At 58.4% G+C, this 12,711-nt stretch carries 12 protein-coding genes and 1 tRNA gene; 2 read left to right on the plus strand and 11 right to left on the minus strand.

Features of this window, described 5'->3' with window-relative positions:
• From ruvC to Q7L55_01630, 8 genes are all read right to left on the minus strand, one after another.
• Positions 1–510 (minus strand): crossover junction endodeoxyribonuclease RuvC, encoded by a 510-nt coding sequence (gene ruvC, locus Q7L55_01595; protein MDO8731262.1) that lies wholly within the window; start codon positions 508–510, stop codon positions 1–3.
• Positions 511–641: 131 nt separating this feature from the next.
• Complete coding sequence (locus Q7L55_01600) at positions 642–1,394, minus strand: YebC/PmpR family DNA-binding transcriptional regulator (protein ID MDO8731263.1); 753 nt, start codon at positions 1,392–1,394, stop codon at positions 642–644.
• Positions 1,391–1,999 (minus strand): pyridoxal 5'-phosphate synthase glutaminase subunit PdxT, encoded by a 609-nt coding sequence (pdxT, locus tag Q7L55_01605; GenBank protein ID MDO8731264.1) that lies wholly within the window; start codon positions 1,997–1,999, stop codon positions 1,391–1,393. The genes Q7L55_01600 and pdxT overlap by 4 nt, the downstream gene beginning before the upstream one ends.
• Positions 1,996–2,865 carry a pyridoxal 5'-phosphate synthase lyase subunit PdxS gene (pdxS, locus tag Q7L55_01610; protein MDO8731265.1) on the minus strand — a complete coding sequence of 290 codons (870 nt, stop codon included), beginning with the start codon at positions 2,863–2,865 and terminating at the stop codon, positions 1,996–1,998. Before pdxS ends, pdxT begins: the two co-directional genes overlap by 4 nt.
• A 134-nt stretch (positions 2,866–2,999) precedes the next feature.
• A complete protein-coding gene (locus Q7L55_01615) occupies positions 3,000–3,554 on the minus strand; it encodes a hypothetical protein (protein ID MDO8731266.1) in 555 nt (184 codons plus the stop codon).
• Position 3,555: 1 nt separating this feature from the next.
• Entirely contained in the window at positions 3,556–4,746 is a 1,191-nt protein-coding gene (locus tag Q7L55_01620) for a glycosyltransferase family 4 protein (protein ID MDO8731267.1), read from the minus strand.
• The gene (locus Q7L55_01625; GenBank protein MDO8731268.1) at positions 4,743–5,627 is read right to left on the minus strand and encodes a phosphatidylinositol mannoside acyltransferase; all 885 of its coding nucleotides are present in this window, start codon (positions 5,625–5,627) and stop codon (positions 4,743–4,745) included. The genes Q7L55_01620 and Q7L55_01625 overlap by 4 nt, the downstream gene beginning before the upstream one ends.
• The gene (locus Q7L55_01630) at positions 5,624–6,226 is read right to left on the minus strand and encodes a CDP-alcohol phosphatidyltransferase family protein (GenBank protein MDO8731269.1); all 603 of its coding nucleotides are present in this window, start codon (positions 6,224–6,226) and stop codon (positions 5,624–5,626) included. Before Q7L55_01630 ends, Q7L55_01625 begins: the two co-directional genes overlap by 4 nt.
• 132 nt (positions 6,227–6,358) lie before the next feature.
• Here Q7L55_01630 and Q7L55_01635 point away from each other — a divergent pair, with 132 nt between their 5' ends.
• Complete coding sequence (locus Q7L55_01635; GenBank protein MDO8731270.1) at positions 6,359–8,476, plus strand: GTP-binding protein; 2,118 nt, start codon at positions 6,359–6,361, stop codon at positions 8,474–8,476.
• Here the strand turns inward: Q7L55_01635 and Q7L55_01640 are convergent.
• From Q7L55_01640 to Q7L55_01650, 3 genes are all read right to left on the minus strand, one after another.
• Entirely contained in the window at positions 8,473–8,979 is a 507-nt protein-coding gene (locus tag Q7L55_01640) for an HIT domain-containing protein (protein MDO8731271.1), read from the minus strand. The genes Q7L55_01635 and Q7L55_01640 overlap by 4 nt on opposite strands.
• 2 nt (positions 8,980–8,981) lie before the next feature.
• The gene (thrS, locus tag Q7L55_01645) at positions 8,982–10,922 is read right to left on the minus strand and encodes a threonine--tRNA ligase (GenBank protein MDO8731272.1); all 1,941 of its coding nucleotides are present in this window, start codon (positions 10,920–10,922) and stop codon (positions 8,982–8,984) included.
• Positions 10,923–10,971: 49 nt separating this feature from the next.
• Positions 10,972–11,046 (minus strand) — tRNA-Val (locus Q7L55_01650).
• 145 nt (positions 11,047–11,191) lie between these two features.
• Here Q7L55_01650 and Q7L55_01655 point away from each other — a divergent pair.
• Positions 11,192–12,688, plus strand: a complete 1,497-nt coding sequence (locus Q7L55_01655; protein ID MDO8731273.1) for an Ig-like domain-containing protein — start codon at positions 11,192–11,194, stop codon at positions 12,686–12,688.
• Positions 12,689–12,711 lie beyond the last annotated feature (23 nt).

The raw sequence follows: 12,711 nt of genomic DNA on the forward strand, positions 1-12,711 counted from the left end.
TCAAGCCCCGCGAACTGCCGCCGCAAGCCGACGCTTGGCGGTGCCGCGCCAGACATCGCAAATCGCGATCGCGAGAGCGTCGGCCGCATCGGCTGGCTTTGGCGCCTCAACCAAGCCCAGAAGTCGAGTCACCATGAAGTTCACCTGATCCTTGTCGGCGCGACCAGAGCCGGTTACAGCCGCTTTCACTTCAGTCGGCGTGTGCATAGACACCTGGATGCCCTCGCGACCAGCAACCAGCAAGGCAATGGCTGCGGCCTGCGCAGTTGCCATGGCGCTGCGCACATTGTGCTGGCTGAAGACACGCTCAATGGCAATTGCATCTGGCTTGAATTCAGCAACGAGAGCGAGCAAGCCCTGCTCGAGCAGCACGAGGCGATCGGCAAGTTCAGCATCAAGAGGGGTCCGCACGACCCCGATATGGATCGCAGTGAGCTTCTGACCAGGAGCGCCATCAACGACCGCGACGCCACAACGGGTCAGCCCTGGATCCACGCCCAGCACACGCACAGGGCTTCTCCCATCGACTCGAGTCCGGCAGATTCGAAGGCGATCAGAGAAGAAGGCCATCGAACATCAGTTCGAACAGACTATCGGCGAGTCCGCCCGGAATGACGGTATTGACTCGCACTGTGGACGAACTAGTCGAGGGAGGCCATGACTTCGTCAGAGACATCAAAGTTGGCGAAGACGTTCTGCACGTCATCGCTGTCTTCGAGGGCTTCCATCAGCCGAAATACCTTTCGAGCGCCATCCTCATCGAGCGGGATGCTGACGCTTGGCAGGAAGGTGGCGTCTGCCGATTCGTACTCCCAGCCTGCAGCTTCAACAGCGGTGCGGACGGCGACCATGTCGGTGGCCTCGGACACCACCTCGAAAGACTCACCGAGATCGTTGACCTCATCGGCCCCTGCATCAAGCACCGTCATCAGGAGGTCGTCCTCCGTCACGCCTGAGGCCTTGGGCACGATCACCACGCCCTTGCGCTGAAAGAGATAGGAGACAGAACCCGGATCTGCCATGGAACCGCCATTGCGGGTCATCGCAACCCGAACCTCAGAGGCTGCGCGATTGCGGTTATCCGTCAAGCACTCGATTAACACGGCAACGCCATTGGGTCCATAGCCCTCGTACATGATCGTCAGCCAGTCGGATCCGCCTGCTTCTGCACCACTTCCCCGCTTGACTGCACGCTCAATGTTTTCCAGGGGCACCGAACTCTTGCGCGCTTTCTGGATTGCGTCATAGAGAGTGGGGTTTCCGCTGACATCAGCACCTCCTTGACGAGCGGCCACCTCGATGTTCTTGATCAGGCGAGCAAAGAGCTTCGCGCGACGACTATCGATCACGGCCTTCTTGTGCTTGGTGGTCGCCCATTTGGAGTGACCGCTCATGCGTGGTGCCTCACTATCTCGACGAAGGTGGCATGGATTCGATGATCGCCAGTCAACTCCGGATGAAAGGAAGTGGCGAGCAACGGTCCTTGCTGAACGGCAACAATCGTACCCGCCTGCTCACCGGTGTGCAGGGTAGCGAGGATCTCGACCTCGGCGCCGGTCTGCTCAACCCAAGGAGCGCGAATGAACACTGCGCGAAGTGGACCGCCCTGGAGTCCTCGCATTTCAAGGTCAATCTCGAAGGAGTCCACCTGGCGCCCAAATGCGTTCCGGCGGACTGTCATGTCGATTCCGCCGATGAACTGCTGATCGGCGCGGGCATCGGTTACCCGGTCGGCCAGCATGATCATTCCCGCGCACGAGCCGAACATCGGCATTCCGTCAGCGCCGGCCTGCTGCAGGGGCTCCATCAGGCCATCTTGAATCGCCAACATCGACATCGTCGTTGACTCGCCGCCCGGAATGACCAGTCCTTGAACCGCTGCGAGGTCGGCGACAGTGGCTACGGGTCGAGCCGAAGCACCCGCCGCTTCCAACGATGCGAGATGTTCACGAATGTCACCTTGCAGAGCGAGCACCCCAATGTGCGGGGCAATGCTCACCAGCCTCGATCCTCCAGGCGGTGGTGCACTGGAATGTCGGCAACGTTGATGCCGACCATCGCCTCACCCAGGCCGCGCGAGACCTCGGCAATGACATCGGGCTCGTTGAAGTGCCGGGTAGCGCGCACAATTGCTTTTGCTCGCTTCAGTGCATCCTGCGGACTTGCTTGTCCGCGGCCGCTCTTGAAGATGCCCGAGCCGACGAACACTCCATCGGCGCCAAGTTGCATCATCATCGCGGCATCAGCCGGGGTAGCGATGCCTCCAGCAGTGAACAACACCACGGGCAGTGAACCTCTTTTGGCAACGTCTGCGACGAGGTCATAAGGCGCTTGCAATTCTTTGGCTGCAACGTAGAGCTCGTCGGGCGCCATTGAGCCCAAGCGATTGATCTCGGCGCGAATCGTGCGCATGTGGGTCACGGCATTGGAGACATCACCGGTGCCAGCCTCGCCCTTGGAACGAATCATCGCGGCGCCTTCATTGATGCGCCGAAGGGCCTCACCAAGATTGGTTGCGCCACAGACAAAAGGCACCGTGAACTTCCACTTGTCGATGTGATTGGTGTAATCCGCTGGGGTGAGCACTTCGGACTCGTCGATGTAATCCACACCCAGTGACTGGATGACCTGTGCCTCGACGAAGTGCCCGATGCGCGCTTTTGCCATGACCGGGATGGAAACCATCTCGATGATGCCTTCAATCATGTCGGGATCCGACATGCGCGAGACACCGCCCTGCGCCCGAATATCAGCCGGGACACGCTCCAACGCCATGACTGCGACTGCGCCTGCGTCCTCGGCGATCTTTGCCTGCTCGGGGGTGACGACATCCATGATGACCCCGCCCTTGAGCATCTCGGCCATGCCGCGCTTGACGCGATCAGTACCGACCAAAGGCTCAGCAGACACGTGCACCATCCTCTTCACAGCAGCTGGCAGCCCAGCATTGACGAACCACCATCGTAGGCCCGCGCCAGAAAGCTCCGCAGGTGCCGTCGTCAGGCCTCGATGATCCCAAGTCCCTGCGGTGGTCGATCGTCCATCTCCCAGGTGACTGGCACAGGGGTGTGTCCTGCGAGCCGGAACCACCGCACGAGCCGATGCTGGTGAATCTGGCTACACGCAAGAACGGCATCATTGAGGAACCTGCGGCACAACTCCACTCGACGGATAGCTGCCGAAAGCTCGTCAAACAGATCGGCTGCCAGTGGGTCCCCGCGCAGCAGATTGACCTCTTCAACTTCGTCAAGGGCTTGCATCAGGACTTCCGACAGCGCTGACTCGGCAGCGATGCGCTCAAGCACATCGGCATCGATCGATTGGCGAGCATCATGAGCGGTTTCGGCAATGAGTTCACTGGACGCTGGATCAAGAACATCTGCAACAGACAGTTCAATTGCGATCGAGGATCGTCGAAGCAACTGTGCATCGAGGGCAAAGGTGGAAGTCTCGATTCGTCGATGAAGTCGGTCGAGTCGTCCGGCTGTTGTACTCAAGTACCAGGCGAACATGAGCACGATAACGCTCGCTAGGGCAAGCAACCACCAGTTCATATCAGCGACCTCCCTGCCCAAGTCCGTTGCTGAATCGGCCCATGATCTGTCCGCGCAGATCCTCAGTCACTCTCTCTCCAGAAGCTGTAACGCTGTCGTACACCGCAAGCACATCGTCAACGACAACATCCCAGTCGAATCTGCGGACTCGATCAGTGCCCGCAGCTACGAGCCGGGCGCGTTCTTGCGGATCCGATAACAACCGCAGCGCGGCGATGGCCAAGGCAGAGCTGTCCTCATTGGCAAAGAGCTGGCCTGCCTTGCCGTCGTTGAGCACTCGCGCAAATGCCGCAAGGTCGGCAGCGAGAACCGCAGTGCCCGCGGCCATCGCTTCGATCAGCACTATTCCGAAGGATTCAGCACCAGTGTTTGGCGCGATATACACATCCGCCGAGTGCAGTGCCTGCGCTTTCTCTTCGTTGGTTACGAGGCCGAGAAAAGTGATGTGCTCCCGCACGACAGGTGACAACTGCTCTTGGAAGTCTCCAATATCGCCGGGACCCGCAACGTAGAGGTGAACCTCGGGGTCACCTGCGATGATCGCTGGCATAGCTTCGAGCAACACGGCCAAGCCCTTGCGGGATTCGTCGAGCCGACCCAGAAAGAGCAATGAGTGACCCGGAGTCGTGAAAGCCGGGTGCGTTCCGGCGCCAACGAAGGTTTGCACGCGAACACCATTGGGAATCAGGACTGCATCGCCGCCGACGTGTGCAACGAGGGTCCGCCGGGCATCTTCGCTGACCGCGATACGTGCACTGACCTTTTCCATCGCCGTTTGAGCAAGTCGATTCACACTCGCCAAGATGCGGGAATGCGGATTCGATGAATGCCAGGTGGCAACAATCGGGCCATCAGCGACCCAAATGGAGAGCAACGAAAGCCCAGGTGCCATCGGCTCGTGCACGTGGATCAGATCGAAGTTGCCTTCCTGGATCCACTTTCGGGCTTGTCGCGTGGCCCGCAGGCCAAAGTTCAATCGCGCGATCGAGCCGTTGTAGCGAACAGCAACGGGCTTGCCTCCATTGGTGACTTCGTGAGCCACGGAACTGTCCTCATCCAAGGGCGCCAGGATGTCAACGAAATGACCCCGCTGTCGCAACTCAGCAGTCAGATCAGCAACGTGCGATCGCACTCCTCCCGGAACGTCCCAGGCATAGGGGCAGACCATGCCAATGCGCATCTGAGCGCTCACAACCAAACCTTCTGCATCATGTGCCAGTCCTGCGGATGTTCATAGATTGCCTGGCCAAGGCTAATGGCCATTTTCTGCGTCATCTGTTGGACTTGCGTGGCTCGATCCTCGCCAGGATTCGGGATGATTGGCTCGTAGATGTGCCCACGCAATTTCGGACCGTCGTACCAAAGCCCGATTGGCAGGATGGGCGCACTCGTCAGCGTGCTGAGCAGCGCGGGGCCGGCGGGTAGTGTCGCCCGGCCTCCCAGGAAGTCGACTTCGACTCCGTTTCCGCCAATGTCGCGGTCGCCCAGCAATGCGACCATGCCGCCGCGCTGCAAGGTCCGGGCCAGGGATCTCACGACATCTGGTTCGCCTAGAGGCAGAACGTTCATTCCCAGGGCGCGGCGGTATTCAAGGAATTGGGTGAACAGGCCTTCTGGCTTGAGTCGTTCGGCAACAGTCGCCAACCCGTCGTATCGATCCGCTGCCCATGCCCCGGCCGAGTCCCAGTTGGCCAGATGCCCGGGGACCATGATCACGCCAGATCCGGTTGCCATGGCTTCGTCGAGCATCTTGGTGTTGTCCAGATAGAAGCGCTCTCGGATCTGTTCCGTTGTCCAAGACGGCAGCCTGAAGGCCTCCATCCAATAGCGCATATAACTGTGCATGCCGGCCTTGGTGATCTTCTCCAATTTGGCTGTCGAAAAATCAGGCCGAACGCGTTTCAGATTCATCCGAAGGCGCTGCACCCCTGTTCCATTGCGGCGATAGACCTGGTCGGCCGCCATCATGAATGCAGAGCGCACACTGGATTCGGGCAGATGCCGACTCGCAAACCAGGCAAGTCGAAAGGCCTCCTCGGTGGCCCTACCACGCGCCATTGCTGCGTTGATCACGTTCGCAACTGCCCACGCACGTAGACCATCCTCTGCACGATTGTGATCACACCGAGGGCTCCAATGAGCCACAAGGCGATTGGGAGTACATAGGGCACGCCAAAGCCAGTGAGGAACGCGGCGAACAGCACAATGATGAGGCGTTCAGCCCGTTCAGCAATGCCAACATTTGCGGTGGCACCCACAGCTTCGGCCCGAGCTTTCGCATACGAGGTCACTTGACCGGTCACCAGAGCCAAACTGGCAGCCAAGCCAACACCCAGCTGATCATTGAGCAGAGCCCACCAGATGAAGGCAGCGAAAATAGCGCCGTCTGCAATCCGATCCAAGGTCGCGTCCAGGAAATTTCCCCATGGTCCACTCGTGCCGGCAAGGCGCGCCATGGTGCCGTCGAGTAGATCGCTGAGTGCGAAGGCGGTGATAAGCACAACACCCAAGATGAAACGGCCATGCGGGAAACAGATCAACGCGGAGAGCACGACACCCAAGGTTCCAACCAGCGTTATGACATCTGGCGATACCTTGATCCGAAGCAAGAATTTGGCTGGCGGCAGCAGTACAGCAGTTATCACCTGTCGCGCACCGGGGTTGTTCAGCATGCTTCTCCAGGTGTTGAGCGGCGCGAATGTCCGATGCTACCGGGAATCATCTGAATCCTTGCTGAGAGCGAGTTGCGGCTTGCGCCCAGGAGGTGGAGTCTGGACGCATTCAGATCAATTGAAAGGCCCTTAATGACGTTCGGTCCAGCCCAGCCAACCCAGGTTGCGGCGATTCGCAATGTGGTGCTTCTTGGCGCGACAGGTTCTGGCAAGACCACGCTGGCTGAACATCTGATCGCATCATCGGGCGCAATTACCTCGGCAGGCTCAGTGGACTCTGGCACGTCCACTCTGGATCACGACTCCAGCGCCCGTCGCCAGGGCAGATCCGTAGGTCTTTCGATTGCCTCACTTGAGTATGGCGACTGTCTGATCAATCTTCTTGATACGCCTGGCTTTGAAGACTATCTCGGTGAAGTGCGGGCTGGACTGCGCGCCGCCGACGCCGCACTCTTCGTGGTTTCATCAATGGATGGCATCGATGCCGCTACCCGAAATCTTTGGGACGAGTGCGAAGCCATCAAGATGCCTCGCGCTGTGGTGGTGACCAATCTCGACAACGAAGAGTCGGATTTCGAAGAAACAGTTGCGGTTTGCCACCGCATGTTCACAGGTGGTCGCGATGTGCTTCCGTTGCACTTACCAGTTCTCGATGACGATGGTTCGTTCGTCGGCGTGCTGGATCTCATCACCAATCGCATTCACGAATGGAGCAGTGCAAAACGTCAGGAGCGAGCTGCCGATCCTGAGCACTTGGCCATGACCGCTGATGCGAGGAAAGCGCTCATGGAAGGCATCGCCGCTGAATCCGACGATGAAGTTCTGATGGACCTCATCATTGAAGGTCAGGAGATCAGCGCGGAACTTCTCTCGAGCGATCTTGAGCGCGCCATCGTGCGCGGCCATTTCTTTCCGGTCCAGGCATTTTCCGGAAACAACGGCGTTGGCGCAGAACTTATTCTCGATCTCATAGTTCGATCCTTCCCATCACCACTCGAGCGTGAATTGCCGATGGTCACCAACCCCCAGGGCGAAGCAATTCCGCCACTGACGGCCGATCCTGAAGGCCCGCTTTGCGCCGAAGTGATCAAGACAACGACCGATCCCCAACTTGGCAAGATCTCCCTCGTACGCGTGTTTTCCGGCAGGCTGCCCGCAGAAGCCCCACTGCACATCTCAGGTCACTTTCACAACCGCGGTGACCGCTTCGATCACGATCTCACCGAGCGCGACGGTCAACTCTGGCTGTCTGTCGGAGCTATTCGCACCAATGTTGAGAGCGCGATCGCCGGCAGCATCGTCAGCGTCACTCAACTCAATCGCGCTGAGACGGGCGACACGATTTCGTACACCACAAACCCGATGCTTATTGAGCCGTGGCTCATGCCTGAGGCACGGTTGCCAATTGCGATTTCGACGGCAGTCGTTGCCCACGAGACTCACCTCGCGCCAGCACTCGAACGATTGATTGCTGAAGATCCGACGCTGAGATTTGAATTGATTGATGGGCAACTTGTGCTGTGGTGCCTGGGAGAGGCACATGGCGAACTCGCCGTTGAACGCATGCGGGAGAGATTCGCGATCGAAGTCGTTGCAGAGGAACTCAAGATCTCATTGCGCGAAACCCTGCTTGCCCCCACGCGCGGTCATGGCGCCAGCTGTGATCCATCGGATGAAGATGGGCCAATGGTGGCCTGCTCAATCGAGATGGAACCCCTTGACCAAGGTTCCGGCATTGAGATCGTCAATGGGGTGGATCAAGAAGAATGCCCTCCTCACTTCAGAGCCGCTGTCGAGCGTGGAGTGAGACAACAAATGATGCAGGGCGCTCTGGCTGGTTACCCCACTACCGACGTTCGAATTCGGATCACCGACGTTGACCTCCCGGTGCCACATCCTTCAGTGCACGCCTTCGAACGTGCCGGATGCTTGGCCGTAGTGGATGCGGAAAGCAACGCAACGAAAATTCTCCTCGAACCAATCGACACCTTGACCATCACAACTCCCGAGGAATTTGTCGACGCCATCACAAAGGATCTTGAGATCAAACGCGCCCGAGTCACGCAATCAGATGTTGCCGCCGACGGCACTGTGACCTTGATTGCAGTTGTGCCTGCGCAGGAACTATCGCGCTACGCGATTGACATTCGTTCGCTTTCGCATGGGGCAGGAACTTTTACGCGTGAATCCGCAGGCTTCGCCAGAATACCCAAGAAGACTGGTATCCAACTGTTGCCGCTGGTCGATTAGTTCCAGGCCTCAGCAAGCATCACACGCGTCTGTTCCAGGAGTTGCGGCATGACTTTGGTGCCAGCAATAACGGGCATGAAATTTGTGTCACCACCCCAACGCGGCACCACATGTTGGTGCAGATGTGCTGCGATTCCCGCTCCCGAGACCTCCCCCTGATTCATCCCAATATTGAAGCCCTGGGCGTTGGAAACAGTTCGAAGCACGGCCATAGCGCGTTGGGTGAAAGCACCAAGTTCGCTCACTTCTGCTGGCGTGAGTTGGGTGTAGTCGGCCACATGACGGTAGGGACAAATCATCAGATGCCCTGCGTTGTATGGGTACAGATTCAAGAGCGCATAGACCGATTCGCCACGGGCAATTATCAGGCCGTCTGTGTCCGCAAGATTTGGTGAACGGCAGAAAGGACAGTCATGGCCCTCATCACCATGCGTGGGCTTTCCCTCACCCTTGATGTAACTCATGCGATGCGGGGTCCAGAGTCGATCCCAGGCGCTTGACATCTCTACACCTGTTCGCGAGCTTGAACCGCGGCAACGATCTCGGCGATGGCCGCTTCTATGTCCACACCGTTCTTCTGGGTTCCGTCGCGATATCGGAAGGACACGGCCCCAGCCGCCTTGTCTTCGTCACCGGCAATCAGCATGTAGGGAATCTTCTGCCGCTGAGCAGTGCGAATCTTCTTCTGCATCCGGTCATCAGACGTATCAACTTCAACGCGAATCCCATGTGCGCGCAACCGGGCCGCTACTTCAGTCAGATACTCAATGTGCTCATCGGTGATCGGGATTCCGATGACCTGAACCGGTGCAAGCCAAGGTGGAAAGGCGCCCGCGTAATGCTCCAGCAGCACTGCAAAGAACCGTTCGATCGAGCCAAAGAGGGCTCGATGGATCATGACTGGCCGCTGCCGGGTGCCATCAGAGGCTTGATATTGCAGATCGAAAAGTTCGGGAAGATTGAAATCCACCTGAATTGTCGACATCTGCCAGGTTCGTCCGATGGCATCCTTGGCCTGGACTGAAATCTTTGGACCGTAGAAGGCGGCGCCACCTTCATCCAGCACAAGATCCAGGCCCTGATTGCTCGCCGCAAGGCGGAGGATTTCGGTGGCTTCGGCCCAGACTTCAACAGAGCCAACCGACTTCTCAGGATCGCGCGTGGACAACTCAAGGTAGAAATCGTTCAAGCCATAGTCACGCAGCACATCAAGAACGAAGGTGAGCAGCGAATCGAGCTCGCCGGGCATCTGCTCCTTGGTGCAGTAGATGTGTGCATCGTCTTGGGTGAAGCCGCGAGCGCGGGTCAGGCCTTGCACGACTCCGGACTTCTCGTATCGATAGACCGTGCCGAATTCGAATAGTCGCAGTGGCAGTTCGCGATAGGAACGACCGCGAGCATCGAAGATGAGGTTGTGCATTGGACAGTTCATCGGCTTGAGGTAGTAGTCCTGGCCTTGCCGGCGAATATTGCCCTCATCATCAAATTCGGCATCCAGATGCATGGGTGGATACATGCCTTCGGAATACCAATCCAGATGTTGGGACTTCTCGAAGAGCGCGCCCTTGGTGATGTGCGGGCTGTTGACGAACTCATAGCCAGCCTCGTCATGGCGCAGCCGTGAGTAGTCCTCCATCACCCGACGAATGACTCCGCCCTTGGGGTGGAACACAGCCAAGCCTGAGCCAATTTCCTCCGGGAACGAAAAGAGATCGAGCTCGGCACCCAGACGTCGGTGATCGCGACGCTCGGCTTCCTCAAGAAATGTGAGGTACCCCTTCAACTGATCCTTGGAGGGCCAAGCAGTGCCGTAGATGCGCTGGAGTTGCTCGTTCTTCTGGTCGCCGAGCCAATAGGCAGCAGCGGTGCGCATCAGCTTGATGGCGTTGGTGGGGATGTAGCGAGTGTCGGGAACATGTGGGCCACGGCAGAGATCTCCCCAACAGCGTTCACCCGTCTTGATATTGACGTTGTCATAGATGGTGAGTTCCTTGCCACCAACTTCCATGACCTCGGCTCCACCTGCGCTGCCGATCAGCCGAAGCTTGTATGGCTCTGCGGCAAGTTCAGCCAGGGCCTCATCATCTGAGACAACGCGACGCTCGAAGCGCTGACCACTCTTGAGGATCGAGGTCATGCGCTTCTCAAGTTCAACCAGATCATCAGGGGTGAATGGGCGTTCCACGTCGAAGTCGTAGTAGAAGCCGTCTTGAATCGGTGGGCCAATGCCCAACTTTGCATCGGGAAAGGTGTCCTGGACTGCCTGAGCCAGAACGTGCGCCACCGAATGCCGCAGCACGGCCAAGCCTTCAGGAGTCTGGACTGAGATGGGCTCTACGAGATCAGTTTCGGATATTTCGGTTGAGAGATCGCGAATCTCCCCATTGATTCGAGCGACGACGACTGAGCGATCCCCGCCCACGATGTCGAAGGCGGTCTGTGCCACAGAATCTCCTCTTTATCTACGCCACAACGCCATACCAAAGCGTTCCGGTTGGTGGGCGATACTGGGTTCGAACCAGTGACCCCTCGCGTGTGAAGCGAGTGCTCTACCACTGAGCCAATCGCCCGGAATGAGCGGAACTCTATCTCACAGCACTCCGTTCTCCGCGGTGCTGCTGCTTCATGCGTGGCAGCCGGAGAAGCTCCTCCGATCAAGTTACCTTTCAGCCAATGTGATCTATGCGCGCTGCCGCCCAGTTAAGGAGAACCACCATGCATGACTCCCACAAACGCCGAGGCTTGCGCCTGCTCGCGACTGCTGGTCTGGTCCTTGGAGCACTTGGCCTGGCGGCCGGCCCAGCACAGGCCGTATCGGTGAGCGGCTACGGCAGCGGTGCTGTGGGCATCACGCAGGTGATCAATGTTCAAGATGTGTGCCCGAGTTCTGAGTTGCTCTTCTCAGTTACCTACAGCAACGGCACCGTGTCGAGCGCAAACCCTGTCTGGGCCGACATCAATGGAGACGGCACGATCTACTGGACTCCCAATATCACCGGGCTCGTCACTCAGGCATCAATTGGCAGCACATGCACGCCAGTGCCACTGGGCGGTGCCAATATCTCCACGGTTGCCACTTCGACCACGGTCAACGCGCCGAACAATGCCCAGGTTGGCACCGCCACAAAGATCATGGTGATTGTGCAGTCGGGCAGTGCGAGCAGTTACTCGCCCACCGGAACTGTTGTCGTGAAGGACATCAACGGTGTGACCCTGCAGACCATGGGACTCACCGCGGGGCCAGGGGCAGGCCAGGCCTACGCCTACTACTGGTGGACTCCTACTTCGGCTGGCTCTTACACCTTCCAAGCGACTTACTCTGGTGACAACAACGCGCAGGTCTCCACCTCACCTCAGGACGTGACCATCGCAACTTCCAGCGGCAGCCCGATCTATTTGAGTCTGCCGCCGACGATGAGCGTTGGCGTTCCGCAGACTCTCAAGGCCACGGTCGCCCCAAGCACCATCCAAGGCTCCGTCGGCTTCACCCAGAACGGGGTGCCGATCAGCCCGTCGGTTCCGCTCATCAATGGCGTGGCCAGTTATCAGTGGACGCCGACTATCTCTGGACAGGTGCAGATTGGCGCCAACTACACGTCCAATCAAGGTGCATCTGGCTCCACCAGTGAAGTCATCACGATGAACACCGGACCAGTCGCAACTGATGTCATCACATTGATCCAGCCTGGAGTTGGCCAGTGGGCTCCCAATGGGACCTACCAACTGGGGCAGGGAACATCGATCACTTTCCAGGCCGGCACTCTTTCGGGAGCAGCCGTCACCTTGTCTGACACCGGGCCGTGCACGACGTCTGGTCTGACCTTGACCGTTGGCGTTGCCACCGGCCAGTGCACGGTGATCGCCCGCTCAGCAGGTGGCAATGGCTACGCACCGGTCGCGCAGAACTACACGGTCACCCCTGGTCTGGGAACGCAAACAGCTGTACTCAATGCGCCGCTTTCAGGCAAGGTGAAGGCCAAGCAGACAACGGTCTTGCAGACAGCAGCACAGGGAGAAACCAATGCCGGTCAGGCCATCAACTGGGCGGTTGCGAAGTCAAGCCGCACCGTGTGCGCTCTTGGCTTTCCATCCAGTGGCGCTGTCACGTTGAAGTTCAAGAAGCGTGGCTTTTGCACAGTGAACGCAAGCGCGCCAGGCATCGCGAATCAGTGGAGTCCCTTCAGTCTGACTCGCACCTATCAAGGGATCTAGCAAAGAAAGGGAAGGAGGTCTTG

It is taken from the genome of Actinomycetota bacterium (assembly GCA_030650795.1).
Taxonomy (GTDB): domain Bacteria; phylum Actinomycetota; class Actinomycetes; order S36-B12; family S36-B12; genus UBA11398.